The following is a 25,853-nucleotide window of genomic DNA, read 5'->3' on the forward strand; positions in this document are numbered from 1 at the left end:
CGCTCATGGACAAACCGCCCCCGCCGTATTCGCGGGGCGCGTGGGGAGCGAAGACTGCTGCGTCCTTGGCCGCGGACTGCAGTTCCCGGCGTAGGTCGTCGCCGCCCGCAGCGGTCACGTCACCGAGGAACTTGTCCTCGATGGGCAGGACGTGCTCGCGGGTGAACGTGCGGGTGCGCTCGATCCACTCGCGGACGACAGGGTCGTAGGTCAGATCGATCGCCATGGTGGTTCCCTTCGGGTCGACGGCCAGGTTAACATGAACTGACTTCAGTTAGAGGAAGAGGTGTTTCGATGCTGTGTGGTGACCGAACGGCCGTCCACGACGCGCGGCCGGTATCACTCAGGGTGCTCGACGAGTTCGCATCCTGTGGCCGCGGACCCCTGCCGAGCACCACCGCGGTGGCCCGTGCTCTCCACATCAGCGAGCCGCACCTACGGCGCCTGCTCGCCGGTGAGTCGACCACTCTGGGTGCTCTGCGTGCTCGACACGACGCCGCCCGCGCGGTGGAGGCGCTTCGGCGCGGCGAGGCCCTGGACATCGTGTCGGCCCGATTGGGCTACTCGGAACCACGGGCGTTCCGGCGCGCCTTCCGCCGGTGGACCGGGATGACGCCGAGCGCGGTAGGTGCGGCATGACCGGGGTGATCTCGACCCGTCATGTCGTGTTGCGTTCGTGGCCGAACGGCGCACTGACGAGTGGTGACCTCGAGGTGGTGGAGGCGCCGGTGCCCGAGCTCCGTTCCGGCGACGTGCTCGTCCGCAACACGTGGCTCTCGATCGATCCGTCGATCCGCATCCGGCTGTCGAGGCAGACGCCGGGAGGCTATCTGCCGCCCTTCGCGCCAGGGCAGGCACTGGAAGGTCTCGCTCTCGGCGTCGTCGAACGATCGGAAAGCTCCGCTTTCGCTGTCGGTGACATCGTCACTCACACACTGGGTTTCCGTGAGCACGCCCTCATCTCGGCCGACACCGCGACGATCGGCGGCTACGGGTCGCCCACCGTCGTCCGTCCGGGCGGTCTGCCCGAACAGTGGTTTCTCGGGCCCCTGGGCAGTTCCGGTCTCACCGCGTACGCGGGGATGATCGGCATCCTCGACGTGGGGCCCGCGGACACGGTGTGGGTGTCGTCCGCTGCCGGTGCGGTCGGTGGGCTCGCGGCGGGACTCGCGGTGGCACGAGGGGCCACCGTCGTCGGCTCGGCAGGGTCAGCGGCCAAGGTGGCCCATCTGCGAGCGTCCGGCCTGGCGGACGCCTTCGATCATCACGAATCTCTGCCCGCGGCGTTGGCCGCCGCGGCTCCCGACGGCATCGACGCGTACTTCGACTGTGTCGGCGGTGATCACCTGACTGCAGCGATCGACGCACTCCGACCGAACGGACGTATCGCGATGTGCGGCCAGATGTCCCAGTACGACGCGGCCGACGCGCCGAGTCTTCCCGGCAACCTGTTCCAGTTCGTGTCGAAGAATCTGTCGATGCGGGGGTACCGGGCCGGATCGTTCCTGCACCTCGAATCCGACATGCGCGCGGAGATCACCTCCCTCATCGACGCGGGCCGTCTCGGGTACGACGAATGGGTCTTCGACGGGCTCGATTCGGCCCCGGCCGCACTGGTCTCGATGCTGGCAGGAGAGAACATCGGTAAGACGCTCGTCCGACTGGGATGACCTCGCGGGCGTCACCGTCGGAACTCAGTCGGCGGAGAGGGATTCGAGCAGCGTTGCGAGGCGGTCGGGGGCGCTGATCATCGGCATGTGTCCGGAGTCCATGTGCACGACGTGCCCCGACCCGGCTCCGGCGCGGACCAGTGCGGACGAGGCTTCCTGCAGTGCTGGTGGATAGCACATGTCCCTCGCCGTTCGGATGTAGGTGCGGGGGACGTCGACCTGGAGGCCGGAGAGATCGACGGTCTCGGTGAGCAGCGCGCCGGAGTCGTCGACGAGCTGCTCGAGAGTCCACGCGGTCTGTTCGTCGTCCATGTCGTTGCACAACATGGCCTGTGCCCCCTCGGGGCCCTGGACGTATCTGCCGCCCACGATGGACGCCTTCACGATGTCGCGAACCGCAGGATCGATCCCGTCGATCACCGCCGTTCCGTCCGTCGGGACTACCGCGGCCAGGAAGACGACGTGCCGGACACGGTCCTGCAGCCTGTCGAGAACGCGAGGAACCGACACTCCGGCGAACGAGTGGGCCACCAGCACGATGTCGGTGACATCCTCCCGCTCCACGTCCGCGACGATCGCGTCGGCGCAGTCCTCCAGTGTGACGGTGCGCAGGTCGATGTCTGCGCGTTCACCGCGGCCGGGAAGGTCGACCGCGACCACGCGACCGGTCAACCGCGGTACGAAGCGGTCCCAACACGACGCGCCCATTCCGGCACCGTGCACGAGTACGAACGACATGATGTGTCTCCACTTCTTTCGTGATGTGCCGCTGGTGCGGTTCAGCGGCATCGGGATTCTAGAGTTCTGCGCCTGTTCGATATCCCTCTGCGATCGCGTGACCGATGCGCCGTGGTGTGACGCAATCTCCGATGACGCTGACGGTGGAGCTCGAGTCGAGTCCGAACGACGACAGTGCCACTCGCGGCTGGTGCCACACGATGGCGGCGTCCTCGTAGGGCAGGTCGCCGGCCCCGAAGACCGGGCGCAAGGTCACCGGATCTGCCGGGTCGTCGGGAACGTGAAGGGCGTGCGCGACCTTGACGTCGACCCCTGCGTCACCCAGTCGATCGAGCAGCGGTCCTGCACTCTCGGTGGGGATTCGGGACGCGAGAGCCGTGAGCGTCGTGGCCACGGTGACTTCCCAGCCCCGCTGCGCGAGCGATTCGGCTGCGCTGTACGCCGGCCAGAAGCCGTCACCGTCGTCGAACACCACCACCCTGCCCGCATCGCTCGATACGCGGCCGAGCAGAACGTCGTCGACGCTGTAGGCGGTCCGCGTCCGGAGGGACGGGGTCACGTCTGCGGGACGCGATCCTGTCGCCACCACGATGTGGTCCGACGCGGAGCGAATCTCGTCCAGGTCGTCCTCGCCGATTCCGGCCGACAGGTGAACCTCGACCTTCAGCCGACGCATCTCACGTTCCAGATAGTCGACGATGTCGATGAGCGTCGAGCGATGGGGCGCCGAGGCAGCCACGCGTACCGATCCTCCGAGGACACTGCTCTTCTCGAACACGGTGACGCGGTGACCCCTCCCTGCGGCCACGCGAGCGGCCTCCAGGCCGGCGGGGCCGCCGCCGATCACGACGACGTCCTTCGTCGCGCGGGCTCGTCGACCGACGTCGACGTGTCGACCGCGCCCGATCTCGGCATTGACCGCGCAGTGCAGATGCGGGTCGAAGGCCCTGCAGTCCTGGTTGACGCCGAGGCAACCGCGTATCTCGTCGAGGCGACCGGTTCGGGACTTGTTCGGCAGTTCAGGGTCCGCTATCAGCGCCCGTGCCATGCCGACCATGTCCACCTGTCCGGTCTTGATGGCGTGGTCCGCAACGCCCGCATCGCGTATTCGCTGTCCGACGAGGGTCGGCGTCCCGGTCGCCGCTCGGACCCTCGCGGCCGACGGGATCGCGACCGCGTCCGCGCCGGTGGAATCCTTGACGTACTTCCCGCGGGTGCCGTGGGTGATACTGAAGTAGTCGACGCCGACCGCGGCCACGTTCTCGGCGATGCGAACGCAGTCGTCGATCGACATTCCGCCGGGGATCTCCTCCTCCCCGCTCAACCTCACTCCGAGTGCGAGCCCCGCGGGCATCTCCGACCGCATTGCCTCGATCACCATCCGGGTGAAGCGCATTCGGCCGTCGAACGTGCCGCCGAAATCGTCCGTCCGTCGGTTCGTGAGCGGGGACATGAACTGAGCGGGGAGGTACCCGTGCGCAGCATGGAGCTCCACACCGTCGACACCTGCTCGCACCAGGTTTCGCGTCGACGTGCGCCATCCCTCGACGATGTCCTCGATCTCCGCGACCGACAGTTCGTGGGGTGGGTAGGCGTCGCGCGCGGTCTTGATCGCCGAGGGCGCGGAGGGTGGCGCATCCGATTCGCCGCCGATGAACTCACGTCCGAGATGACAGAGTTGGCCGATGAATCGTGCGTCGTGGCGATGCGCGGCAGACACTTTGGCCGCTGTGCTCGGAATGACGTCGACCCGGTAGGCCTCGATCAGCTTGCGCGAGCGCAGCGTCGTCGTCGGGTGCACGACCGTGGCACCCCCGATGATCAAGCCCACTCCACCCGCGGCCAGACGCTCGACGTGCTCGGTGTCCCCGTGGGTGGGCACACCGTCGACCGCCATCGACGTGCCCGCCGGGAGCGCGACCAGTCTGTTCTTCAACGTGAGTCCGCCGATCCGGATCGGCGAGAAGAGGTGGGGAAAGTGGTCGTTCATTCGGACTCGGTTCTGTCGGCGGGTGTTCTGGGGCGGACGAGGACTCGAACACGCGGTTCCTCCGCCAGGTCGAGCGCGAGGTCGGTTCGGACGAGCCGTTCCGGAACGGTGAGACGCACGGTCTCCTGGGCGGAGTACTCGGCCCAGTTCCGGAAGGTGCAGAACTCGACGTACGTCGAGGCGGAGTCGCTCACCCTGGTCAGCGCCCATCGCGATGCGCCGAGGCGCAGGCGCGACGACCTCAGACGAGTCATGGCGTGGACGAAGTGGTCCGCCCGCTGCGGACGGACCACGTACGTCGTCTCGACGACGATTGTCGCGCCACGATGACCCGGTTCGAGTTCCGGCGGTCCGGCGGCACCGGACGGGTCGGGCGCGATGGAGTCGCTGGGCAGAATGCCTCGGCGCAGCAGTCCGATCGACGACACCGACATCGCGACGGCGGAGAGTGCGACAGCGGAGACGAGCCCCATCGTGTCGGCGAGGAGCCCCCACAGAAGGGCACCGACCGCTTGGCTGCCCTGGAACGTCAGCATCACGACGGCGATGACTCGGGCCTTGATCCACGGTGGCACGACCGCGTGCGTCGCGATCATCCACGTGCTCTGCACGCCGACCCAGGCCGCGCCGACGATCACCAACAGAGCGACCACGACCGGCATCCACGGCACGAAGGCGAGACCGAGCAGAACCAGTGCGTACGCGGCAGAACCCAGGGCTGCGAACACGTTCCAGCTCAGGCGTCGACGCAGCGGCATCGAGGCGATGGTGCCCGCCACCGCGCCGACACCGATCGCCCCGGACAACACTCCGAACTCGAACGTCGTCACGTGGAGCATCTCGTACGCCACGAGCGGCAGCAGAGCCCACAGGCAGCTCGCCGGCAGGCCGAACATCACGACACGGAACAACAGTCTCCGCGTCCATCGCGAATGACGGATGAACCGCAGACTCGTCGCCACCGATTCGAGAACCGACTCGGTCCTGGGAACTCGCCCGGACCGAGGCGGGATCTGACCGGCCGCCAGGACGACGCAGATCGCGAACACGACCGTGACGAGAGCGAAGGTGGAGGTGGCGCCCCATGCGGCCAGGAGTGCCCCGCCGAGTACCGGACCGATGGCGCGTGCACCGTTGAAGATGGCGCCGTCGATCGCGGGCACGACGGTCATCATCTCGCGGGTCGCCAGCGTCGGCAGCAGCGATTGCCAGACGATCGCCACCGACGCCAGACCGCACCCCGACAGGAACACGGCCGCCATCAGAACCGGCATCGTCGCGAGGTCGAGGACCTGGAGCACCGTGAGCACTGCCGACGTGACCAACAGACCGATCGCCGTGCCGGTCAGCAGAGTTCGATGGCCGGCGTGCTCCGCTATCGCGCCGAGGGGGAGGGAGAGCAGAAAGAAGGGCAGGCTGGCGGCGAACTGGACGCCCGACACTGCGAACGCGGATTCTCCTGCTCGGGTCAGGGTCCACTGGACCGCCAGAACCAGGATCCAGATGCCGATGGCGGCGCCGAGTTCGAAACCCAACATCATGCGTAATCGGCGCACACGCAACGGCGTCAGGAGTGTGACGGTCGGTGGTCGTGTCATGGCCTGTGCCCCTTCGCCGCCCGCCGGCATCACCGGATGAAGCCCGACGTCACCGGATGAAACGCTGTTCCCACTCCGCCTGGTACTCGGTGACCGCTGCGGGGTCGAGGTCCGCGGGGTCGGTCAGTGCGATGTCCTGTGCGCGTCCGACCGACTCCGGGATGTTCGGCAGCACACTCGCGTACCCCTTCGACAACGCCTGCTGGCCCTCGGGGGAGACGAGGAAGTCGGCGAGAAGTTGCGCTGCATTCGGGTGCGGTGCGGACGCGAGAATATGCGAGTAGTACGGGGCGCCCCACGCCGGGTCCGGCCTGAACCACCCGACGGGTGCGCCGGCCTCCTGTTCGCGCACGAGGGGTTGGACCATCGGCGTGGCGATGATTTCTCCGGACCCGAGGCCCTGCGCGACGGCCAGAACGCCGGGATAGACACGTGGCTCGTTCTGCGCGAGTTCGTCGGTGTAGTCGGGTGACCAGTTCCGGTCGAAGAACCGGAACTGATCGGTCACGGCGGCGAAGCCCGCCGGATTCACGACGCCGATTCGGCCGCGCAGGTCCGGTGACAACAGATCCTGCGGACTGTCGAGACCGTCCGGCAACGCGGTGGTGTTCCAGCCGAGCCCCAGAACGGCGGCGCTGGTGAGGAAAAGCTTGTCGTTCAGGACGCTGGTGTCTCGACCGTAGTCGGGGTTGTCGAACGAGGGTCCGATGATGTTCACCGAGTACTCGCCCGAGTCGGCGGCCGCGCGGATCCACGCGGGGTCGGTGGTCATGTGGACGTCACCGATCCCGCGTCCGGACTTGTGCTCCGCGTCCACGCGGGGGTTCAGCTCGACGTCGGAACCTCGCGTGAACTCCACCGTGATGCCCGGATACGTCGCTTCGAATCCGGTTTTCACCGAGGCGAGGTTCTCGGGATGTTGCGACGAGTACAGGTAGACGGATCCCTCGTCCTTCGCTGCGGCGATCACCTCGTCCCAGGTGCCCGACACCGGTCCGGACGCTGACGCCCCACCGCTGCAGGCCGTCGACAACCCGACTGCAGCTGCCGATGTCAGTGCCGCGAGCGTACGAAAACACCTTCTCATGCGGGTCTCCTGTCAGTTCTGGTCGACGGCGTCAGTCGAACGCGAGTTCCGGTGTGCGGCAGATGAGCAACCGGCGTATCGAGCCGGCCGCGTCGACCGATGCGCTCGCGTTGAAGGACGCCTCGAAGTCGCCGTCTCGCGTGGTCCGCCCCAGTACGAGTTCCACGTCGCCCACCCGGGATCCGACGTCGATGTGATGGACAAGGGTGCTCTTCTCCCGCTGGGCGAGGTAGAGAACGAGTCCTGCTCTGTCGCCGACGAATTCGGCGGACGCTCCCTCGCCACGGGAGAACTGCACGGACATCCGGAAGTCGTCCGTGATCATGGTCAGCACCCGGTCCGGATCCTGGGAGTCCATGTACGAGAACCAGGTTCGCAGGACTCCTGTCGCATCGGTCGTCATCGTCATGCTCCTGTCGGGTCGGTGGAGGTCGCGTCGGAACCGGTCCACGGCACCAGTGCGTGGTCAGGATCGAACGAGACCTGGTAGCGGTCGATCAGTCCGTTCTCGTCGAGGTGCATCGCCGCGACGAAATAGCCCGTGACGACATCGCCGTGCTCGGTGACGGCTCCCTGGGCGAACTGGACGTCGCCGTCCTGTGCGCGTCGCAGCAGTCGATGCTGCCGGCCGACAGGGGGACGTCCGGTGAGGTAGTCGAGCATCGCGGCGCGACCGGTGCCGGCTCTGGCTCCCGTCGGAACGATCATCACGAAGGTGACGTTCTCCGCCAGCATGTCGGTGGCCCGCTCGAGCTCACCGCTGTCGAGGGTGGCGTAATAGGACTCGATTCGAAGCATGAACCGAACTTAGTTCAAGAAAAGTCCGCACGTCTCCGATTTCGCCGATACTCTCGAAACAGAACTGAACTCGACTCAGGAGTGTTATGTCTGCAGCGATCGACGACGTCACCTACTCACCCTGGCCGGAGGCGGAGCCCGCGGGCCTGATTCCCGGGCCGGAGCAGACCGATCTCCGGTCCGCGATGCGCGCAGTACTGGCGCGGCACCGTGGGCGAGACGAGGGGGACCCGACGGCACTGTGGCGGACACTCGTGGACGACATGGCCGTGACCATGCTGTCCGTTCCCGAGGATCGTGGCGGCCTCGGGTACGGGATGACGGACATGGCCGTGGTCCTGGAGGAGTGCGGCCGAGCGCTCGTGTCGGAACCGGTGCTGTTCGCGGCCGGTGTCGGCGTGCACGCGCTGCTCCTAGCTCCGGCCGGAACTGTGGACGAGTTGCTGTCCGGTGCCCTCGCCGGTGAACTCCGCGTCGCGGTGCACCTGCCCGTGTCGCAGACGCGACGAGCGGCCACGCAGGTGATCACGGCCGACCACGCAGCAGACGGATGGCGTCTGAGCGGTGTCGCGACCGACATCGTTCACGGTGCGTCGGCCGATGTCGTCGTGGTCGGGGCGCACACGGCGGACGGCGCCCGAGTGTTCGCCGTACCCCTCTCCGACGCGGTGCGCGCCGTCCCGCGGACGGTCATCGACCCGACGCGGCCGCGCGCCGACGTGCACCTCGACTCGGCAGCGGCGTCCGTGCTCACCGAGGTGGCGGACACGGCCTCCGCTCTCGACGACCTGACAGCGCGAGCGACGATCGGGCTGGCGAGCGAGCACACGGGAATCGCCGATCGCATGCTGGAGATGACCGTCGAGTACGTCACCACCAGGCAGCAGTTCGGTCGGCCCGTCGGCTCCTTCCAGGCCGTGAAGCACCGACTCGCCGACCTGCTCCTCTCTCTCGAACGAGCGCGATCGGCATCCCGCTTCGCTGCTGCGCTCCACGACACCTCCCCGGACCGTGCCGCGCTCGCGGTCGCGATCGCCGGCGCCGTGTGCACGGAGGTCGCGTCCGAGTCGGTCGCCGAGGCGGTGCAGCTGCACGGTGGCGTCGGCTTCACGTGGGAGCACCAGGCGCACAGATACTTTCGCCGAGCTACCGGTGACGAGGCGCTGCTCGGCGATGCGGTGTACCACCGCCGCCGCATCGCCGACCTCATCGGACTGAACCCGGTTCGATTCGAGGGTTGACGCGCTCGACCCCATGCCGTAAAACTGAAGTGAATCCAGTTCAAATCGTGACGCAGCTCAAGGAGATCCCATGATCGACACCGACCACATCCTGCTCGAGAAGGACGGCGACGTCGCTCGCGTCTGGCTCAACCGCCCGCACAAGAAGAACGCGGTGACTCCGGAGCTGCTGTACCGACTCGACGAGATCATCGCCGAGGTCGACGCCGACCCGAACCTCAAGGTCCTGGTCCTGCGCGGTGTGAACAACACCTTCTGCTCGGGGTTCGACCTCGACATCCTGCTGTCCGACTACGTCGGCAGTACCAACGCCATGGACGTGGCCGTGCTCTCGGCCAAGGTCTGCGATCGCCTGTACTCCATGAACACGCCGTCCGTCGCGGTCCTCGAGGGCTACGTCACCGCCGGTGGGTTCGAGCTCATGATCTCCTGTGATTTCGCCATCGCCGACGACGACGCCAAGATCGGCGACTTCCACATCCGCCGTGCACTGTTCGGCGGCGCCGGCCCCATCTATCGCCTCCCGCGCATGATCGGCATCCGCAAGACCAAGGAACTGATGCTGACCGGCAAGCTGCTCTCCGGTGTCGAGGCTGCGGACTTCGATCTCATCAACGCGTCCGCGCCGGCCGCCGAGCTGGACAAGACCGTCGAGGAGTTCATCGCGCAGCTCACCGACAAGAGCCCGTTCATGATGAAGCTGACCAAGATGACGATCGATCGCGGCCTCGACGCGGACATCCAGTCCCTCATGGTCATGGAGCATCTCGCCGTGGGCAACGCCCTGCAGTCCGAGGACGGGCGAGAAGGCGTCACCGCGTTCCTCGAGAAGCGTGAGCCGAAGTGGGTCGGTCGCTGATCCTCAGCGAGACACGAACGAGGAACGACGGTCGGCGGGGAGCGGGAGGATCACGATGACGAATGGTCTCGGGACACAGCGGGTGGTGTTGCAGGGCAGTAGATGCACTGTGTGCGGCACGGTCGCGTACCCGGCGTCGAGTCTCTGCTCCCGGTGCGTCACGCCCACGGCAGAACCCGTCGACCTGAGTACGTCGGGCACCGTGTGGGCCCACACGGTGCAGCGCTTCCCGCCCAAGTCGCCGCCGTACGTGCCACCCGCGGGCGGGTTCACCCCGTTCGCGGTCGGCTGGGTCGAGTTGAGCGAGGGCATCCGCATCGAGGCGATTCTCGACACCGAGAACGTCGACGATCTGCACGGAGCGCTCGTCCACCTCACGGCCGTCGTGCCGGTTCCCCGGTTCGAGGTCGTCGCGGCCGGCCCGTCGTCCGCACCGAGCACACTGGGAGACACCGTATGAGCGAGTCCGTGGTCATCGTCGGAGTGGGATTGTCGAAGTTCGGTCGCCAGCCCGGTGTCAGCGGCCGAGCGATGGCCGTCTCGGCCATCACCGCCGCGCTCGCCGACGCGGGCATCGCCTGGCCGGACGTCGATGTGGCGTTCGGGGGCAGCGACTCCGCGGGCCTCGCCGACACGCTCGTCAGTGAACTCGGTTTCACCGGACTGCCGTTCACCAACGTGCGGAACGGCTGCGCCACGGGCGGCAGCGCCCTGTTCTCGGCGGTCAACGCCGTACGGGCGGGATCGGCGTCGATCGGTCTCGCAGTGGGCTTCGACAAGCACCCGCGCGGTGCGTTCGACCCCACGCCGGCGGAGTGGGGTCTGTCCGAGGGGTACGGCGAGGCGGGTCTGATGGTGACCACGCAGTTCTTCGGCGCGAAGATCTCCCGCTACATGCGGCAGCACGGCATCACCCCGGACACGCTCGCGCGCGTCGCCGAGAAGTCCTACCGCAACGGCGCGCTCAATCCCAATGCGTGGCGCCGCGAACCCATGTCGGCCGAGGCGATCGCCTCCGCCGACATGGTGAACGATCCCCTCACGCGGTACATGTTCTGTTCTCCCGGCGAAGGCGGTGCGGCCGTGATCGTGGCCTCACCCGAGGTGGCCGAGCGGCTGACGGGCCGGCCGATCCGGTTGCGCGCCATCACCCATCGGACGCGGCGATTCGGCTCGTTCGAGGTCTTCAGTCCGTCCGTCCAGGGCGTCGGCGAGCCGACCAGCGTCAGCGCGGATGCCGCGGCAGCCGCGTTCGAGCAGGCCGGGATCTCCCCGTCGGATGTCGACGTGGCCCAACTGCAGGACACCGAGAGTGGCGCCGAGCTCATGCACATGGCCGAGTGCGGCTTCTGCGAGCACGGCGAGCAGGAGCAGTGGATCGCCGAGGGAGCCACCGAGATCGGCGGGCGTCTACCCGTCAACACCGACGGTGGGTGCATCGCGAACGGAGAACCGATCGGCGCCTCCGGTCTGCGCCAGGTGCACGAGGTGGTAACCCAGTTGCGCGGCGAGGCCGGCGATCGTCAGGTGCCGGGCGGGCCGTCCATCGGCTTCACCCATGTCTACGGGGCACCGGGCATCAGCGCCTGCACCGTTCTGTCCGTCTGAACCAGTCCGATCCGACCAGCGAGGTCAGTCCATGAGTACCAGCACCGTGTCGTCCGACGTCCGAGCATTCACCGCCGAGGCGACGGCGTGGCTCAGCAGCGTGGCCGCACCGCGGACCAGCACGACGTGGGGCGAGGGCTCCGACTCGGTGGCCGTCTTCGAGAACTGGACGCCCGAGGAGGAACGCCGGCACACGGACGTCATCCGCGACTACGAACGACGGAAGTTCGACGCCTGCTGGGGTCCGCTCGACTGGCCCGCGGAATACGGTGGACGAGATCTCCCGCTGTCCCACGTACTCGCCTTCCGCCGCGCGGAGGACCGGTTCGATGTCCCGCGCCGCACCGAGATGTTCTCCGTGACACAGCAACTGGTGGCACCCACGATCGAGAAATGGGGCACGCCGGATCAGCGCGCAACGTACGTGCGCGCGATGCTGCGCACCGACCTCATGGCCTGCCAACTCTTCTCGGAGACCGAGGCCGGTTCCGACCTCGCTGCGGTCCGTACGCGCGCAGTCCGTGACGACGACGGGTGGGTGCTGAACGGCCACAAGGTCTGGACGTCGGGAGCCACCGTCTCGGACATCGGAGTGGCGGTGTGCCGCACCGATTCCTCGGTCCCGAAGCACAAAGGTCTCACCGTCTTCCTGGTCCCGATGGACGCGGAGGGCGTCACCATCCGCCCCATTCGGCAGATGACGGGCGGCAGCTCGTTCAACGAGGTGTACCTCGAGAACGTGCGGCTGACCGATGCGCACCGTCTCGGGCCGGAGGGACAGGGATGGCAGGTGGCTCTCACCGTGCTGGCGGCCGAACGGCTCGATGGCGGCAACCTCGGATTGGCGAACGCCGACCGGGCCGTGGAACTGGCGCGCAACCTGGGTCGGCCCCTCACCGAGATCGAGCTGGATCAGGTTGCTGATCTCGTTGTGCACAGCCATGTTCAGCGCGTCACCGCCATGCGCGTCGCCGGCGTCGTGGTCTCCGGACGCGATCCCGGCCCCGAGGCGTCCGTCGGCAAACTGCTGGCGACCACCACGATGTCCCGAACATCAGCGGCGGTCCGCCGGATGCTGGGCTCCGATCTGGTGTCCGACACCGGTGAATGGGGCACGTTCGCCTGGACGGAACACGTCCTGGGCGCGCCCGGATACCGCATCGCCGGCGGCACCGACGAGATCCAACACAACATCATCGCCGAGCGCGTTCTCGGCCTTCCCCGAGAGCCGAGGCCGTGACCACCGACGACACGACACACTCCGCACTGCAGCAGCGCGTCGCCGAGAAGCTGGAGGCCGGCGGCCTCGGATCGCTGCGCAGCTTCGATCCACTCCTCGGCGGACACTCCGGTCTGACCTACCGCGTGCGGACCGACGACGCCGAGTTGGTGGTCAAGGCCGTGCCCGCAGGGCAGCGCCCCGTCGGGCGCCACGACATGCTGCGGCAGGCGACCATCATGCGGGAACTCGCGGGTACGTCGGTGCCGGTGCCCACGATCGTGATGGTCGACGACACCGAGCCCTCCTGGTACGCCATGACATTCGTCCGCGGTGAGTCGCTCGAGCCTGTTCTGGACGATCCGGCCGTCGACCCGGAGCTGGCGGCCGCGCGCATGCGGCGTGCGGCGGCGGTCCTGCCCGAGCTGCACGCGGTCGATCACCGAGCTGTGCCCGACGCCGGTCCCACGCTCTCACCGGGTGACGAACTCGCCCGGTGGGCTCGCACGCTCGGCGCCGTTCCACCGGAACTGGTGGAGGGCGGAGACAGACTGCTGAGCCTTCTCGGTGCCCGCGTCCCGGATGCGGTCTCGTCGACGCTGGTGCACGGTGACTATCGCCTGGGCAATCTGATCGCGGACGGTACCGAGCCGGTCGCGCTCATCGACTGGGAGATCTGGAGTGTGGGCGACCCCCGTGTCGAGCTGGGGTGGTTCCTCGTCTTCGCCGATGGCGACAACTTCCCCGGTGTCGGGCGGTCCGTCCCCGGTCTGCCGAGCGCCGACGAGTTGGTGGAGATCTACGCCGGTGCGGGACGCGACCTGCCCGATCTGCCGTGGTTCGACGCCCTGGGACGACTCAAGATGGCCGCCATCATGGGGCACAACCTGCGTCGTCACCGGGAGGGCCGTCATCACGATCCGGACCAGGAGAAGCTGCCCGCCACCATCTCTCGGCTGATCGACACCGGCACCGCCCTGCTCGCCTGAGCTCCCTCGTCCTCGTATTCACCCGCTCGATCCGCCCTCCAGGAGGCCAACCGTGGACTTCTCCTACAGTGCTCGTACCGACGCGCTGCTCGAGACCCTCGAGACATTCATGACCGATCATGTTCTGCCCGCCGAGAAGGTGTACGACGCGCAGATCGCGGCGAACACGAACAAGCACGAGCAGCCGGCGGTGATGCGCGAACTGCAGGAGACCGCGCGCTCGCAGGGACTGTGGAACCTGTTCATGACGCACGACGGGCTCGGGGCCGGACTCACCAACCTCGAGTACGCCCCTCTCGCCGAGGTGGTCGGGCGCTCGATCATCGGCAACGAGGCCATCAACTGCTCCGCCCCGGACACCGGCAACATGGAGATCCTCGCCATGTTCGGCACCGAGGAGCAGAAGAAGGACTGGCTCGAGCCCCTGCTCGACTGTCGGATCCGGTCCGCGTTCGCCATGACCGAACCGGCCGTGGCCAGCTCCGACGCCACCAACATCACCTCGACGATCCGGCGCGACGGTGACGAGTACGTGCTCAACGGCCGAAAGTGGTACACCTCCGGCGTTCTCGACCCGGACTGCAAGCTCATCATCTTCATGGGCAAGTCGGATCCGGACGGTCCGACCTACCGTCAGCAGAGCATGATCCTGGTTCCGGCCGACAGTCCCGGCATCGAGGTGCTGCGCGATCTCCCGATGTTCGGTTTCCACGACCGTCTCGGGCACGGCGACGTCCAGTTCACCGATGTCCGGGTGCCGGCCTCGAACATGCTCGGAGCCGAGGGCGACGGTTTCGCCATCGCGCAGGGTCGTCTCGGCCCGGGCCGGATGCACTACGCCATGCGCGCCGTCGGCATGGCCGAGCGCGCTCTGGAAATGATGTGCCGACGCTCCCTCGACCGAGTGGCCTTCGGTGCCCCGCTCGCCGATCGTGGCGTCGTCCGCGAGTGGATCGCGCGCAGTCGTATCGAGATCGACCAGATCCGACTGTTGGTCCTGAAGTCGTCCTGGATGATGGACACCCGCGGCAACGCCTCGGCGCGCTCCGAGGTCGCCGCGATCAAGGTCGCGGCGATGGAGGTGGCGCACAAGGTGGTCGACCGTGCTGTCCAGACGTTCGGAGCGGCCGGGGTCAGCGACGATTTCGTCCTGGCCCGCCTGCACGCCATCACCCGCGCCCTCCAGATCGCGGACGGACCCAGCGAGGTCCATCTCCGCACGATCGCCCGCCTCGAGACGAAGAAGTACCGATGACCGATATGCATTCCCTCACCGGCAGAGTGGCTCTCGTGACCGGCGCGAGCCGCGGACTCGGCCTCGCCATCGCTCGTGGACTGCGCGACGCGGGAGCCACCGTCGTGGTGTCCAGCCGCAAACTCGAGGCGTGCGAGGAAGCAGTCGCCTCACTCGGACCGTCGACGGTGGGCAGCGCTCACGCCCGCGCTCTGCACGTCGGTCGCTGGGACGAGATCGAACCCGCGGTCGACGCCATCGTCGACGAGTTCGGCTCACTCGATGTCGTGGTCAACAACGCCGGCATCGCACCGCTGTCCGAGAACCTCGTCGGAGTGACGGAAGGGTTGTGGGACAAAACTATCGAGGTCAATCTCAAGGGTCCGTTCAGGCTGATGGCAGTGGCCGGAGCGCGGATGGCGGCCGCCGGACGCGGGTCGATCATCAACATCTCGAGCATCGGAGCTGTTCGACCGAGCCCACCCGAAGCCATGTACGCCGCGGCCAAGAACGGCCTCAATGCGCTGACCATGGCGTTCGCGCAGGAGTATGCGCCGCACGTGCGAGTGAACTGCGTGATGCCCGGGGGATTTGCCACGGACATGGCCGAGCACTGGGACGACGAGTTCGTCGGCAAGATCGTCGACCGGCTGCCGTCGGGACGTCTGGGTCGCCCCGAGGAGATCGCCGGTCTCGTCGTACATCTCGCGAGTGACGCCTCGTCGTACACGACGGGTGCCATCATTCCCGTCGACGGCGGCCGCACCGCGGTCTACTGAGGAGGACGTGGACGTGACGGACATGAACGACACCCCGACCCCTGCTGCCCTGTTCGATCTGACCGGTCGAACTGCGGTGGTGACCGGAGCGTCGTCCGGTCTCGGTCTCGGGTTCGCCCGTACGCTCGCCGCCGCAGGAGCCACGGTGTACGCGGCGGCACGCCGCGCGGATCGTCTGGCCGCGGTGGCGGAGACGGTCCCTGGCCTCGTTCCCGTGCGATGCGATGTGACCTCGGACGAGGACCGTCGAGCGTTGGTGGATCGGTGCCGCGAGGAGACCGGGCGCCTGGACATCCTGATCAACAATGCCGGCATGCCCGGCCCGCCGGACGCGGAACAGGAGACCGCGGAGGGCTTCTCGGCGATCCTGGAGGTCAACCTCCTCGCAGGCTTCCACCTGGCGGTGCGCGTCGCCTCGACGACGCCGGAGTCCGCTCCGGTGTCGATCGTCAACATCTCGTCCGTCGTGGGTCTCGTGTCCACCGCCCCCATCGGCGGTGCGAGTTACGCGGCGTCCAAGGCCGGTGTGCTCGGGCTGACCCGCGAACTCGCCGGGCAGTGGGGGAGACGGGGTATCCGCGTGAACGCGGTGGTCCCCGGGTGGTTCGACACCGAGATGACCGACGGGCTCTTCGAGAACGAGAAGTCGGCCGGGTGGGTGCGGCGCAACACGATGCTCGGTCGCGGGGGTACTGCGGGCGAGGTGGACGGCGCGGTGCTGTTCCTCGCCTCCGATGCCTCGTCGTACGTCACCGGGCACACCCTGGTGGTCGACGGCGGCTGGACGGCGCGCTGATGCTGGCCGTGCAACTGCTCGAGTGGGGCTCCGCTCCAGAGCTGCGGAGCATTCCCGTTCCCGAACCGACGGGCGAGCAGTTGCTGCTCGAAGTCACGGCGGCGGGTCTGTGTCGTAGCGATCTGTCCGTCTGCGATGCGCCGGCCGGACGGTTCGACTACCCGTTGCCGCTCACGCTGGGACACGAGGTGGCCGGACGCGTCGTCGCTGCCGGCCTCGATGCCGACGGGAGCACGGTGGGATCGTCCGTGGTCGTCCACGGCGTGTGGTCCTGCAGGACCTGCCGTAACTGCCGCCGGGGTCGGGAGAACTACTGTCTGGCACTGCGGCCGGTCGACGGCAGGCTCGCCGTGATCGGCAACGGCCTCGGCGCGCCGGGCGGACTGGCCGAGTACATGGTGGTTCCGCACGGCGGGGTGCTGGTCGACACCGGTTCCCTGGCACCGGAACTCGCAGCGCCCCTCGCCGATGCGGGCGCCACCGTGCATCACGCCGTTAGCGGTCAGGCCGACCTCCTCGACTCGAACGCCGTGGTCGTGATCGTCGGTGTCGGCGGTCTCGGTCACCTCGCGGTCCGAATGGCGTCGCTGCTGGGAGCCGGCCACGTGGTGGCCGTCGATCCGCGCGACGCGGCTCGGAGATCCGCGACGACCATGGGCGCCACCGTGGTGTACTCGTCACTGGCCGACGCGGCCTCTGCCACGAGAGATCTCGGGGGCGTCGACGTGGTGTTCGACTTCGTCGGCAGCGACGACACGATGGCCGAGGGGCTGGCCACGCTCGTACCCGGAGGACGCCTCGTCGTGGTGGGGGGCGCCGGAGGGTCCGTGTCGGTGGCCAAGAACCGGGGGATCGCCGCCGGGTGGCAGGTCTCGGCCCCCTTCTGGGGCAGTCGGGCGGATCTGGTGGAGGTGGTGGCGCTCGCGGAGTCCGGGGCGCTGCTGCCCGAGGTGACCACGCGACCTCTCGACGAGGCGATCGACGCCTATGCGCGTCTGCGTGCCGGGGAGGACGCCGGCCGAACCGTGCTCCTGCCCACCACGTCCGACGAGCCCACCCCAGAACGTGATGCCGGAAAGGACCACCGTCAGTGAAGACTCTCGCGCTCGAACTGCGAGACCGCGTCCGGGAACACCCCGACGCGATCGCCGTGATCGACCTGCACGGCACCCATCGACTGGCCGACGTGATGGCTGCCGCCGAACGCGGAGCCGAGCACATGGCACAGCACGACCCCACACCTCCCACTGTGCTGATCCAGGCGGACAACACCTGGCAGACGGTGGCCACCGCACTGTCGGTCGGTCTGCGCGGAGGCGTGGTCGCCGTGCTCAGCCCGCATGCCACAGCATCGGAGTTCGTGCTCGCCGTCGAGGACGTCGACCCCGACATGGTGGTGGCCGACCTTCGCACACTCGAACAGTGGGGGGTGTCCGACCAGGACTTCCCGTCGGGCGACGCGGCGGTCGGTGACCGTCATCTGCGTGCTCGCCGTGGTGATCCGCGAGGTGTGTCGCGCTGGAACGGAGGCAGTGTCATCGCGATGACCTCCGGATCCACCGGTCGCCCGAAGTGCGTCGTCCAGTCCGAGGACGCACTGCGCTACGCCTGTTCGTGCACGAGGGACGCCGTGGGTCTGCGGCCGGGCGACGCGGTGGGCGCCTTCGTCCCCCTGTCCTCCGTCGCCGCAGCATGTTTCGGGATGTATCTGCCGCTGTTCGTGGGCGGACCGATGGTGTCGATCGGCAAGTGGTCACCGGCGGCCGCACTCGACGCGATGGCCGCCCACGACGTCCGCTGGACGATGCTGGTGCCGACGATGGCGCTGCAGCTGTCCCTCGTCGAGAACGGGGCCGGTCGACTCGCGGGGATGCGGGCGATGACGGTCGGCGGCGGGCCCATGAACGCGTCGGCTCTCGAACGGGCCGAGCAGTTCCTGGGAACGACGTTCCTCCGGGTGTTCGGCATGTCGGAGTGCCTCGGTCACACGACCGCGACCCCGGACGACGATCCTCGACTTCGCCTCGGTACGGACGGACGGCCGTTCCCCGGCACGATAGTGCGGGCCGTGAACGGTGCGGGGGAGGACGTGGGCACCGGGGAGATCGGTGACGCGCAGGTCCGCGGACCCTCGATGTTCGTCGGGTACGCACGGGGAGGACAGGTCGCGGCACCGACACTGACCGACGACGGATACCTGCCGACCGGTGACCTCGTCGAGGTGGCGACCGACGGCACCATCACCGTGATGGGCAGGCAGAAGCAGATCATCATCCGTGGTGGTCGCAACATCGACATCAACGAGGTCGAGGCGGCGGTGGCCGGCGTCCCCGGCATCGTGCAGGTCTGCGTGGTGCCGATCCCGGACGAGCTGCTGTCCGAGCGCGCCGGAGCCCTCGTGGTGACCGACGGACGCGCTCTCGGTCTGGCCGAGGTGACGGACGGATTGTCCCGTCGCGGCGTGCCACGACACAACTGGCCGGAGTACGTCTTCGCTGTGGACGATCTGCCGCAGAACCGTGTCGGGAAGCTCTCTCGACCCGATGCCGTGCGGATGGCAGCGCGTCTCGCCGGTGTTCCCGATCCGAATTCACCTCGGGACGAGTAACATGAGCACGATGCTGACACGTTGCGGGGAGGCCGGAGGCCGGCCGGGCCAGTCTTCGAGGGTGCCGCGATGAGCGTCGGAACGACGGCACGCCGCGAGAGCCCGCGCTCCAAGCGGTCTCGTATTCTCACCGTCGCCATCGAGCAGTTCGGCAGGGTGGGCTACGACCACACCAAGTGGGCGTCGGTGGCGGACGAGGTCGGAATAGGCCAGACCGCGCTCTACCACTACTTCGAGTCCAAAGCGCACTGTCTGCTCACCATCATGCGTCTGGAACTGGCGGATTCCGTCGAGCGCTTCGACGCGGCCACGGCCGACCGGAGCGACCCGGAGGCGGCACTGCGAGCCGCCGTCGCGGGAGCTCTCCAGGCCTCGCCGCTGGACGCTCTGCAGCGCCGGATCCTGCAGAACCACATGGACCTTCTGGCGACGGAGCGGCAGTCGGGGAAGGAGGAGGCCGAGCGTCTCCAGTCCCGAGAGCTGGTCCAGGAGATCGAGCGTCGGTGGACGAGATTGATCGCCAGTGGCATGGACGACGGGGTCTTCGCCGAGGGAGATCCGAAGACGGTGGGACGCCTGGTCCTCGCCCTCGTCATCAGCGTGTGGCGGTGGTACCGGCCGAACGGCCCCGCCACCCTCGACGAGATCGCCGAGACCGTCACCACCGCGGTGCTCAAGATGGTGCGCCCCTGACCGCTGGGCGCTGAGCCCGGCTCGGCCATTCGTGTCGATCACGTCCACCCATACCAAACCGAATTCATGTTGATCACACCCTGGAGGAAATCATGTTCGATCTGATGGTTCTCGCCGCCCGTCCGAACGACTGGACGCACGAGCAGTTCATGACGTGGTGGCGCGGTGAGCACGCGGAGGTGACCTACCCGCTCCCGGGCCTGCTGCGGTGGCAGCACATCGACATCGTCCACTCGATAGACGAGCGCAGCGCCGGGTGGGACGGACTGTCCATTCTGAGCTTCGCCTCGCGCGACGATCTCGAGACCGCGCTCGCCAGTCCGGAGTGGAAGGTCGCCGTCGAGCACGTCGGAACCATGCGTGGGCGACGGATGATCTGGTACGGCGACGAGCGGACCATGGTCGCCGACACGTCGACCACCTCGTGACCGCCCGGTGGTCCGATCCGGGATCCGTTCGGATCGCGGACGGCATCCACCGGGTGCCACTGCAGATGCCGTCCGACGGACTCCGTGCCATCAACGTCTATGCCCTGGAGACCGACAGGGGCCTGGCGCTGATCGACGGCGGATGGCGACGGCCGGGTACGTACGACGAGTTCTCCACCGCGCTGGCCGAATTCGGTTGCCGACCGGACGACGTACACGACGTGTTCGTCACTCACGTCCACCGTGACCACTACACCTTCGCCGTCGACCTCCGCCGTCGACACGGCTGCCGCATCCACCTCGGGTCGGCCGAGGCGCCGGGGATCGTCGCCATCGGGGAGCTTGCCTCCAACATGCCGACATCGTCACTGCGTGAGCTGGAACGGGCCGGCGCCGACGACATCGCGCGAGCGGTTCGCCTGGACACCAGCGACGGGGACTTCGACTCGGACGACTGGGAGCCGCCGGACGCGTGGCTCACCGAGGGCGCCCTCGACATCCCCGGACACCGGTTGACCGCGGTTCACACGCCCGGCCACACCAAGGGCCACATGGTGTTCCACGATCTCGACCGAGACATCAGCTACACGGGCGACCACGTTCTGCCGACCATCACCCCGTCGATCGGATTCGAACTCGGTGAGTGGGACCTGCCCCTGGGGCACTACCTGCAGTCGTTGGAGATGATGCTCGACGATCGGGATCGCACCGTGCTGCCCGCTCACGGGGACACCGGTGTCGGTCTGCACGCGCGCGTGCGCGAACTCCTCGATCACCACGCGCGCCGCTTGGCGGCGACCCGTGCGGTCGTCGCCGACCTGACCCGGGCGACCGGCCTCGATGTCGCCGAGCGCCTTCCGTGGACCCGTCGTGATCGCCCGTTCGCGGATCTCGGAACGTTCGATCGCATGGTCGCGGTCTGCGAGACCCTGGCCCACCTCGATCTGGACGTCCACCGGGGCGTGCTGCGTGTGGAGAACCAGGACGGCGTCGACGTGTTCAGCGTCGCCTGAGACTCAGGCGGCGGTCCACCCGCCGTCGACGTACAGCTCGGTACCGGTCACGAAGCGTGCATCGTCACCGGCCAGGAACGCCACCGCGGCAGCGACTTCCGCGCCGGAACCCAGTCGTCCCATCGGCGTGCCGGCCAGCATGGCCTCGTGGCGCGGTGTGCCCTCGTAGCGCGCGAGCAGTGGCGGGGTCGCGATGAAACCGGGGTGGATCGAGTTGACCCGCACCCCGAGGCTGGCCCAGTGCAGCGCCGCGTTCTTCGTCATGGTCCGCACGGCACCCTTCGCCGCGGCGTAGGCGATGCTGTTGCCCAGTCCGCCGACGCTGCCGAGGATGGAGCAGATGTTGACCACCGATCCGCCGCCGGTCCGCTCGATCAGGGCGCCGGCGTGCTTCATCCCCAGCCACGTACCGGTCTGACTCACCTCGACGACGCGGCGATACTGCTCCACCGTCTCGTCGACGACGGTGGCGAGCGATCCGATCGCACCGTTGTTGACGACGGCGTCGAGCGTGCCGTGACGGTCCTCCACGAGGGCGAGGGTCGCCGCCCACTGCTCCTCGTCGGTGATGTCCAGCGCGCACGCCAGATGCGAGTCGGGGCGTTCCAGCGCGTGCACCGCTGCGTCGCAGGCGCTCTGGTCGACATCGGTGACGATCACGCTGGCTCCCTCGGACGCCAGCCTCGTCACGATGTCGACACCGATCCCGCCGGTCGCGCCGGTCACGAGGATCACCTTGTCGGTCAGACGGGTACTGCCTTCGGGCATGGTGTGCCTTTCAGAGCTTGCTGAGGACGTTGCGACCGCCGACGAGCATGGCGATCGCGACTCCCGTGGTGGTCACCGCGGTCATGAGCAGCGCCATCGCCGCGACGAGCGGGTACGAGCCGTTCTGCCACATGTCGTAGAGCAGGGTGCCCATGACCTGGGTCGTCGAGGCGCGGACGAGCAGCGAGGCGGCGAACTCGTGAGTCAGAAGGATGAACATCAGGGCGACGGCGCCGAAGATGGCTCCTCGCATGAGTGGCAACAGAATCCGAAGATTGGTCACCACGGGCGAGGCGCCGCTGGTGGCCGAGGCCTCGGTGTAGGTGTTGCCCAGCGCGAGCATCGCCGTCATCTGCAGTCGCACCGAGAACGGCAACATCAGCACGATGTAGACGAGCACGATCACCGTGCGAGTGCCGTAGAGGATCAACGGAGGTTCGGTGTACGTGAGCAGGAACCCCACACCGAAGATGACCGCGGGGATACCCAGTGGCAGGGCGGTGATGAAGTCGCCGATCATGCCCAGGACGCGGAAGCGCCGGCCGCGGACCAGCAGGTTGGCCATGACGTACCCGATGGGGATGCACACGGCCACCGCGGCGAGGGACGTGAGGATGCTGGTGAGCACGGACGAGACGATCGCGTCGTCGGAGATGAGGGCCCGGAAGTTGTCCAGCGTCAACAGATCCAGGGTCAGGGTGTCCGACCAGTACGGGGTCAGCGACACGATGACGAGTCCGACGATGGGGATCAGCAGCGCGAACAGGGCGTACACACTGATGGTGACGGCCGCCCACGTTCCGCGGCCCGAGGGTGCGGAGAACGCCTTGCCGCCGTGAGTGACGAACCGGCTCTGATTGCCCAGCAACATCTTCTGCACCAGAACCAGCGCCAGTCCGAACAGGACGAGGGGGGAACCGGCAGCTGCGGCGGCCGCGAAGTCGGACGGTGATTCCGACACCCGCCGGTACATCTCGGTGGTGAGGACCTTCACTCCGCTGTTCTGACCCAACAGGAGTGGTCCGGTGAACTGGCCGAGCCCGAGGAGGAACGCGATACCACCGCCGTAGATGAGCGACGGACGGAGCAGGGGGAGAACGATACGGAAGAACACACCCATCGAGGACGATCCGCTGATCCGTGCGGCCTCGAGGTGCTCCGAACTGATGTTGTCCATCCCCGAGGACACGAAGAGATAGACGAACGACGTCAGACCGAATCCGGTCAGGATGACGATCCACGGCACCGTGTAGACGTCCACGGGGCCGCTCTCGAGATCGCTCCACCAGGGCAGCGCGCGCAGTACGACATTGAGGTAGCCGGGTCCCGGTGACAGCAGGAAGGCCCAGCCGACGATGTTGGCGACCGCGGGAAGCACGATGGGCAGGATGGGGATCATCTTGAGGAACCCCAGTCGCGCGGGAAGGCGGCTCGCGGCGTAGGCGAGCAGGGTGCCGAGAACGAGCGCGATGACGAGCGATCCCAGCGCCAGAATCACTGTCGTCCACAGTGTCTGGGCGATGTCGAACCGTCCGTACTGGCTGCGGTAGCCCCGCGCTCCGTCCTCGAACGCGAGCATCTGCAGACGCACCATGGGGAGGACGACCAGATAGGCGAGAACGGCGAGAAGAATGCCGTAACCGAGCCGGGCACGCCAGGGGCCGGTCAGCCGTGACCGTCGTCCCGCCGGCGGCGGCGTCGTGTCGGTGTCGGGGGGTGTGAGGGTGGCGGTCACGATGCGCTCCCCACTGCTGCGGCGACGGGTGCGGTGTCCGCGGCTGTCGCGGTGGAGGGCGTCGAGGGGAACACCCGCAGCGCTGCGGGGGAGAAGGAGACGACCACGGCGTCACCCGGCTCGGCCGAACGCAGCGCGAGGCCGTGCTCGGCGGCCGACGCACGCAGGGTGAGTGTCTCGGCGCCGGACCGCACGGTCACATCGAAGTGCCGACCTCCGTACTCGTGATCGACGAGGGCGGCGTGCAGTCCGACGTGGCCGGGCGGAACCTCGGCCATGCTGCGGTGCAGGAGCAGGTCGTCCGGACGCAGCCGTGCGACCGCGGAATCGCCCTCGTCGGCACGATCGCGGACCACCGAGTCGCGGAGATCGATCGCGTCACCCGCGGAGGTCTGCCAGCCGTCGTGCGCCCTGCGCAGTTCGAGCTTGTTGGCCATGCCGATGAATGCCGCGACGTAGTCCGAGCCGGGGTTCTCGAACACGCTCGACGGCGTGTCGAGCTGCTCGATGCGACCCGATTTCATGATGGCCAGACGATCGCCCAGTGCGAATGCCTCGGACTGGTCGTGGGTCACGAACACGGCGGTGAACCCGAGTTCGCGGTGCAGGCGGTGGATCTGGGACCGGACCTGATCGCGCAGCCGGGCATCGAGGTTGCTGAGCGGCTCGTCGAAGAGGATGAGGTCCGGACGCGCGACCAGCCCGCGGGCGACCGCCACGCGCTGCTGTTGGCCACCACTGAGTTGCGACGGATACCGGTCGAGCAGTGCGCCGCAGTCCACCATGTCGGCCGCTGCCTCGACGGCTCCCGGTCCGAAGGACTTGGTGAGTCCGCGGACGTCGAGGGGGTACTTGATGTTGCGGCGCACCGTCATGTGCGGCCACAGGGCGTAGGACTGGAAGACCATTCCGATGTTGCGCTTGTGCGCGGGGACGTCGACTCGCTGGTCCGCGTCGAAGACCGTCCTGTCCTTGAACGAGATACGCCCGCCCTGGGGCGTCTCGAGCCCCGCGAGGCACCGCAGCGTGGTGGTCTTTCCACAGCCACTCGGGCCGAGAAGAACCAGGAACTCGCCCTGCTCGATGTCGATGTCGAGACCGTCCACGACCTTCGTGCTGCCGTACGTCTTGGTCAGTCCGGAAATGGTGAAGCGATCGGTCATCTCATGCCTTCTGTCCAGAGGTGTGTGTGGGTGTTCGCGCGCCGGCCGCCAGACCACCGTCGACGACGAGGTCGGTTCCTGTGATGTAGCTGCTCTCGGATCCGGCGAGGAACACGACGGCGTCCGCAACGTCGCCGGTGGTGCCCCGCCGCTGCATCGGAATGGTGCGCACATAGCCGGCGACATCGTGGTCGGCGAAGTCCTCGCTACCGGTGATGTCGGTGTCGATGCTTCCGGGGCACACCGAGTTGACTCGGATCCCCCGCTCGGCGAGCTCGAGCGCAGCCACTCGGGTGAGGGCCCGCACCCCGAACTTCGAGGCGCCGTAGGCGCCGAGCTTCGCTGTCGCGAGGATTCCGCGCAGGGACGACACCGTGATCACGGAACCGCCGGACTTGACGGCGGTGCTCGCCGTCCTGAGGGCGAGGAAGGTGCCGACCAGGTTGATGTCGAGCATGCGTCGGAAGTCGGCCAGTGAGGTGTCGGCGATGTCGCCGCGGTGCGCCGCCCCGGCGTTGGCCACCAGCACGTCGAGGCCTCCACCGTCCGCTTCGATTCTCTGCACGCACGCGTCCCACTCGGCTTCCGACGCCACGTCCAGATGCAGGTAGCGAACCGACGGTCCGAGGGTGTCGGCGACCGCGCGACCACCCTCGTCGTCCACGTCCGTGACGTACACGGTCGCTCCGAGAGAGGCGAAGCGCGCGGCACATGCCGCACCGATGCCGCGCGCGGCGCCGGTGACGAGCACACGTGAGCCGTGCGAAGGCGCTGTCCGAGCGTCCATGATCACCTCCCTGGATGACGAGTTCGGATGGTCGAGAGCGGTCGCGTCCCCG

26 protein-coding genes and 1 pseudogene are annotated in these 25,853 nt (G+C 67.8%); 16 read left to right on the forward strand and 11 right to left on the reverse strand.

The features are described 5' to 3' along the window. Window positions 1-226, reverse strand: a pseudogene (locus ASG69_RS22970) (acyl-CoA dehydrogenase family protein); the annotation flags it as partial. A 68-nt stretch (window positions 227-294) separates the two neighbouring features. Between ASG69_RS22970 and ASG69_RS00055 the strand changes: the two are divergent. Both ASG69_RS00055 and ASG69_RS00060 read left to right on the forward strand, forming a co-directional pair. Further along, the gene (locus tag ASG69_RS00055) at window positions 295-639 is read left to right on the forward strand and encodes a helix-turn-helix domain-containing protein (protein ID WP_082544567.1); all 345 of its coding nucleotides are present in this window, start codon (window positions 295-297) and stop codon (window positions 637-639) included. Further along, window positions 636-1,670 (forward strand): MDR family NADP-dependent oxidoreductase, encoded by a 1,035-nt coding sequence (locus tag ASG69_RS00060; protein WP_056446395.1) that lies wholly within the window; start codon window positions 636-638, stop codon window positions 1,668-1,670. The genes ASG69_RS00055 and ASG69_RS00060 overlap by 4 nt, the downstream gene beginning before the upstream one ends. A gap of 24 nt (window positions 1,671-1,694) precedes the next feature. Here ASG69_RS00060 and ASG69_RS00065 read toward each other — a convergent pair whose 3' ends face one another. The 6 genes from ASG69_RS00065 to ASG69_RS00090 are packed head-to-tail and all read right to left on the reverse strand — an operon-like array spanning window position 1,695 to window position 7,881. Further along, window positions 1,695-2,408, reverse strand: a complete 714-nt coding sequence (locus tag ASG69_RS00065) for an alpha/beta fold hydrolase (protein WP_056447455.1) — start codon at window positions 2,406-2,408, stop codon at window positions 1,695-1,697. A gap of 58 nt (window positions 2,409-2,466) precedes the next feature. Continuing rightward, window positions 2,467-4,398, reverse strand: a complete 1,932-nt coding sequence (locus ASG69_RS00070; protein WP_056446398.1) for an oxidoreductase — start codon at window positions 4,396-4,398, stop codon at window positions 2,467-2,469. After that, window positions 4,395-5,996: an MFS transporter gene (locus ASG69_RS00075; protein WP_162246776.1), complete on the reverse strand. Its 1,602-nt coding sequence runs from the start codon at window positions 5,994-5,996 to the stop codon at window positions 4,395-4,397. The genes ASG69_RS00070 and ASG69_RS00075 overlap by 4 nt, the downstream gene beginning before the upstream one ends. Window positions 5,997-6,045: 49 nt before the next feature. Beyond that, on the reverse strand, window positions 6,046-7,083 hold the full coding sequence (locus tag ASG69_RS00080) for an ABC transporter substrate-binding protein (protein WP_056446405.1): 1,038 nt from the start codon (window positions 7,081-7,083) through the stop codon (window positions 6,046-6,048). Window positions 7,084-7,114: 31 nt separating this feature from the next. Then, on the reverse strand, window positions 7,115-7,486 hold the full coding sequence (locus ASG69_RS00085) for a hypothetical protein (protein WP_082544569.1): 372 nt from the start codon (window positions 7,484-7,486) through the stop codon (window positions 7,115-7,117). A 2-nt stretch (window positions 7,487-7,488) separates the two neighbouring features. Continuing rightward, window positions 7,489-7,881 (reverse strand): nuclear transport factor 2 family protein, encoded by a 393-nt coding sequence (locus ASG69_RS00090; RefSeq protein ID WP_056446411.1) that lies wholly within the window; start codon window positions 7,879-7,881, stop codon window positions 7,489-7,491. 86 nt (window positions 7,882-7,967) lie between these two features. Here ASG69_RS00090 and ASG69_RS00095 point away from each other — a divergent pair, with 86 nt between their 5' ends. The 14 genes from ASG69_RS00095 (at window position 7,968) to ASG69_RS00160 (ending at window position 21,348) form a co-directional block, all read left to right on the forward strand. After that, window positions 7,968-9,122 carry an acyl-CoA dehydrogenase family protein gene (locus ASG69_RS00095; protein WP_056446415.1) on the forward strand — a complete coding sequence of 385 codons (1,155 nt, stop codon included), beginning with the start codon at window positions 7,968-7,970 and terminating at the stop codon, window positions 9,120-9,122. Between the two features lie 70 nt (window positions 9,123-9,192). Further along, a complete protein-coding gene (locus ASG69_RS00100) occupies window positions 9,193-9,981 on the forward strand; it encodes an enoyl-CoA hydratase/isomerase family protein (protein WP_027504435.1) in 789 nt (262 codons plus the stop codon). Between the two features lie 55 nt (window positions 9,982-10,036). Then, on the forward strand, window positions 10,037-10,441 hold the full coding sequence (locus ASG69_RS00105; RefSeq protein WP_027504434.1) for a Zn-ribbon domain-containing OB-fold protein: 405 nt from the start codon (window positions 10,037-10,039) through the stop codon (window positions 10,439-10,441). Next, entirely contained in the window at window positions 10,438-11,589 is a 1,152-nt protein-coding gene (locus ASG69_RS00110) for a thiolase family protein (protein WP_027504433.1), read from the forward strand. Before ASG69_RS00105 ends, ASG69_RS00110 begins: the two co-directional genes overlap by 4 nt. A 31-nt stretch (window positions 11,590-11,620) precedes the next feature. Next, on the forward strand, window positions 11,621-12,829 hold the full coding sequence (locus ASG69_RS00115; protein WP_056446418.1) for an acyl-CoA dehydrogenase family protein: 1,209 nt from the start codon (window positions 11,621-11,623) through the stop codon (window positions 12,827-12,829). Further along, the gene (locus ASG69_RS00120) at window positions 12,826-13,797 is read left to right on the forward strand and encodes a phosphotransferase family protein (protein WP_037184065.1); all 972 of its coding nucleotides are present in this window, start codon (window positions 12,826-12,828) and stop codon (window positions 13,795-13,797) included. Before ASG69_RS00115 ends, ASG69_RS00120 begins: the two co-directional genes overlap by 4 nt. Window positions 13,798-13,849: 52 nt before the next feature. Beyond that, entirely contained in the window at window positions 13,850-15,052 is a 1,203-nt protein-coding gene (locus ASG69_RS00125) for an acyl-CoA dehydrogenase family protein (protein ID WP_042575773.1), read from the forward strand. Further along, window positions 15,049-15,810 carry an SDR family NAD(P)-dependent oxidoreductase gene (locus ASG69_RS00130; RefSeq protein ID WP_056446422.1) on the forward strand — a complete coding sequence of 254 codons (762 nt, stop codon included), beginning with the start codon at window positions 15,049-15,051 and terminating at the stop codon, window positions 15,808-15,810. The genes ASG69_RS00125 and ASG69_RS00130 overlap by 4 nt, the downstream gene beginning before the upstream one ends. Window positions 15,811-15,832: 22 nt before the next feature. Further along, a complete protein-coding gene (locus tag ASG69_RS00135) occupies window positions 15,833-16,606 on the forward strand; it encodes an SDR family NAD(P)-dependent oxidoreductase (RefSeq protein ID WP_042575808.1) in 774 nt (257 codons plus the stop codon). Then, window positions 16,606-17,700, forward strand: coding sequence for an alcohol dehydrogenase catalytic domain-containing protein (locus tag ASG69_RS00140; protein WP_056446425.1), 1,095 nt, complete (start codon window positions 16,606-16,608; stop codon window positions 17,698-17,700). The genes ASG69_RS00135 and ASG69_RS00140 overlap by 1 nt, the downstream gene beginning before the upstream one ends. Further along, window positions 17,697-19,214 carry a class I adenylate-forming enzyme family protein gene (locus ASG69_RS00145; protein ID WP_027504427.1) on the forward strand — a complete coding sequence of 506 codons (1,518 nt, stop codon included), beginning with the start codon at window positions 17,697-17,699 and terminating at the stop codon, window positions 19,212-19,214. Before ASG69_RS00140 ends, ASG69_RS00145 begins: the two co-directional genes overlap by 4 nt. 69 nt (window positions 19,215-19,283) lie before the next feature. Next, window positions 19,284-19,907: a TetR/AcrR family transcriptional regulator gene (locus tag ASG69_RS00150; RefSeq protein ID WP_027504426.1), complete on the forward strand. Its 624-nt coding sequence runs from the start codon at window positions 19,284-19,286 to the stop codon at window positions 19,905-19,907. A 92-nt stretch (window positions 19,908-19,999) separates the two neighbouring features. Then, window positions 20,000-20,335 carry an EthD family reductase gene (locus ASG69_RS00155; RefSeq protein ID WP_027504425.1) on the forward strand — a complete coding sequence of 112 codons (336 nt, stop codon included), beginning with the start codon at window positions 20,000-20,002 and terminating at the stop codon, window positions 20,333-20,335. Further along, on the forward strand, window positions 20,332-21,348 hold the full coding sequence (locus ASG69_RS00160) for an MBL fold metallo-hydrolase (protein ID WP_414891747.1): 1,017 nt from the start codon (window positions 20,332-20,334) through the stop codon (window positions 21,346-21,348). Before ASG69_RS00155 ends, ASG69_RS00160 begins: the two co-directional genes overlap by 4 nt. Before the next feature lie 3 nt (window positions 21,349-21,351). Here the strand turns inward: ASG69_RS00160 and ASG69_RS00165 are convergent, their stop codons facing one another. The 4 genes from ASG69_RS00165 to ASG69_RS00180 form a co-directional block, all read right to left on the reverse strand. After that, entirely contained in the window at window positions 21,352-22,116 is a 765-nt protein-coding gene (locus ASG69_RS00165) for an SDR family NAD(P)-dependent oxidoreductase (protein ID WP_056446428.1), read from the reverse strand. A 10-nt stretch (window positions 22,117-22,126) separates the two neighbouring features. Further along, entirely contained in the window at window positions 22,127-23,785 is a 1,659-nt protein-coding gene (locus ASG69_RS00170; RefSeq protein WP_027504422.1) for an ABC transporter permease, read from the reverse strand. A gap of 62 nt (window positions 23,786-23,847) precedes the next feature. After that, entirely contained in the window at window positions 23,848-25,014 is a 1,167-nt protein-coding gene (locus tag ASG69_RS00175; protein WP_056446431.1) for an ABC transporter ATP-binding protein, read from the reverse strand. Between the two features lies 1 nt (window position 25,015). Next, window positions 25,016-25,801 carry an SDR family NAD(P)-dependent oxidoreductase gene (locus tag ASG69_RS00180; RefSeq protein ID WP_027504420.1) on the reverse strand — a complete coding sequence of 262 codons (786 nt, stop codon included), beginning with the start codon at window positions 25,799-25,801 and terminating at the stop codon, window positions 25,016-25,018. Window positions 25,802-25,853 lie beyond the last annotated feature (52 nt).

Source organism: Rhodococcus sp. Leaf225, assembly GCF_001426145.1.
In the GTDB taxonomy this organism is placed as follows: Bacteria; Actinomycetota; Actinomycetes; order Mycobacteriales; family Mycobacteriaceae; genus Rhodococcoides.

Coding starts and splice junctions, on each gene's coding strand:
- ASG69_RS00130 (WP_056446422.1), top strand. CDS start 15,049: ATGACCGATATGCATTCCCTCACCGGCAGAGTGGCTCTCGTGACCGGC.
- ASG69_RS00165 (WP_056446428.1), bottom strand. CDS start 22,116: ATGCCCGAAGGCAGTACCCGTCTGACCGACAAGGTGATCCTCGTGACC.
- ASG69_RS00090 (WP_056446411.1), bottom strand. CDS start 7,881: ATGCTTCGAATCGAGTCCTATTACGCCACCCTCGACAGCGGTGAGCTC.
- ASG69_RS00175 (WP_056446431.1), bottom strand. CDS start 25,014: ATGACCGATCGCTTCACCATTTCCGGACTGACCAAGACGTACGGCAGC.
- ASG69_RS00065 (WP_056447455.1), bottom strand. CDS start 2,408: ATGTCGTTCGTACTCGTGCACGGTGCCGGAATGGGCGCGTCGTGTTGG.
- ASG69_RS00110 (WP_027504433.1), top strand. CDS start 10,438: ATGAGCGAGTCCGTGGTCATCGTCGGAGTGGGATTGTCGAAGTTCGGT.
- ASG69_RS00085 (WP_082544569.1), bottom strand. CDS start 7,486: ATGACGACCGATGCGACAGGAGTCCTGCGAACCTGGTTCTCGTACATG.
- ASG69_RS00080 (WP_056446405.1), bottom strand. CDS start 7,083: ATGAGAAGGTGTTTTCGTACGCTCGCGGCACTGACATCGGCAGCTGCA.
- ASG69_RS00070 (WP_056446398.1), bottom strand. CDS start 4,398: ATGAACGACCACTTTCCCCACCTCTTCTCGCCGATCCGGATCGGCGGA.
- ASG69_RS00105 (WP_027504434.1), top strand. CDS start 10,037: ATGACGAATGGTCTCGGGACACAGCGGGTGGTGTTGCAGGGCAGTAGA.
- ASG69_RS00140 (WP_056446425.1), top strand. CDS start 16,606: ATGCTGGCCGTGCAACTGCTCGAGTGGGGCTCCGCTCCAGAGCTGCGG.
- ASG69_RS00155 (WP_027504425.1), top strand. CDS start 20,000: ATGTTCGATCTGATGGTTCTCGCCGCCCGTCCGAACGACTGGACGCAC.
- ASG69_RS00180 (WP_027504420.1), bottom strand. CDS start 25,801: ATGGACGCTCGGACAGCGCCTTCGCACGGCTCACGTGTGCTCGTCACC.
- ASG69_RS00115 (WP_056446418.1), top strand. CDS start 11,621: ATGAGTACCAGCACCGTGTCGTCCGACGTCCGAGCATTCACCGCCGAG.
- ASG69_RS00095 (WP_056446415.1), top strand. CDS start 7,968: ATGTCTGCAGCGATCGACGACGTCACCTACTCACCCTGGCCGGAGGCG.
- ASG69_RS00100 (WP_027504435.1), top strand. CDS start 9,193: ATGATCGACACCGACCACATCCTGCTCGAGAAGGACGGCGACGTCGCT.
- ASG69_RS00055 (WP_082544567.1), top strand. CDS start 295: ATGCTGTGTGGTGACCGAACGGCCGTCCACGACGCGCGGCCGGTATCA.
- ASG69_RS00150 (WP_027504426.1), top strand. CDS start 19,284: ATGAGCGTCGGAACGACGGCACGCCGCGAGAGCCCGCGCTCCAAGCGG.
- ASG69_RS00135 (WP_042575808.1), top strand. CDS start 15,833: ATGAACGACACCCCGACCCCTGCTGCCCTGTTCGATCTGACCGGTCGA.
- ASG69_RS00060 (WP_056446395.1), top strand. CDS start 636: ATGACCGGGGTGATCTCGACCCGTCATGTCGTGTTGCGTTCGTGGCCG.
- ASG69_RS00075 (WP_162246776.1), bottom strand. CDS start 5,996: ATGACACGACCACCGACCGTCACACTCCTGACGCCGTTGCGTGTGCGC.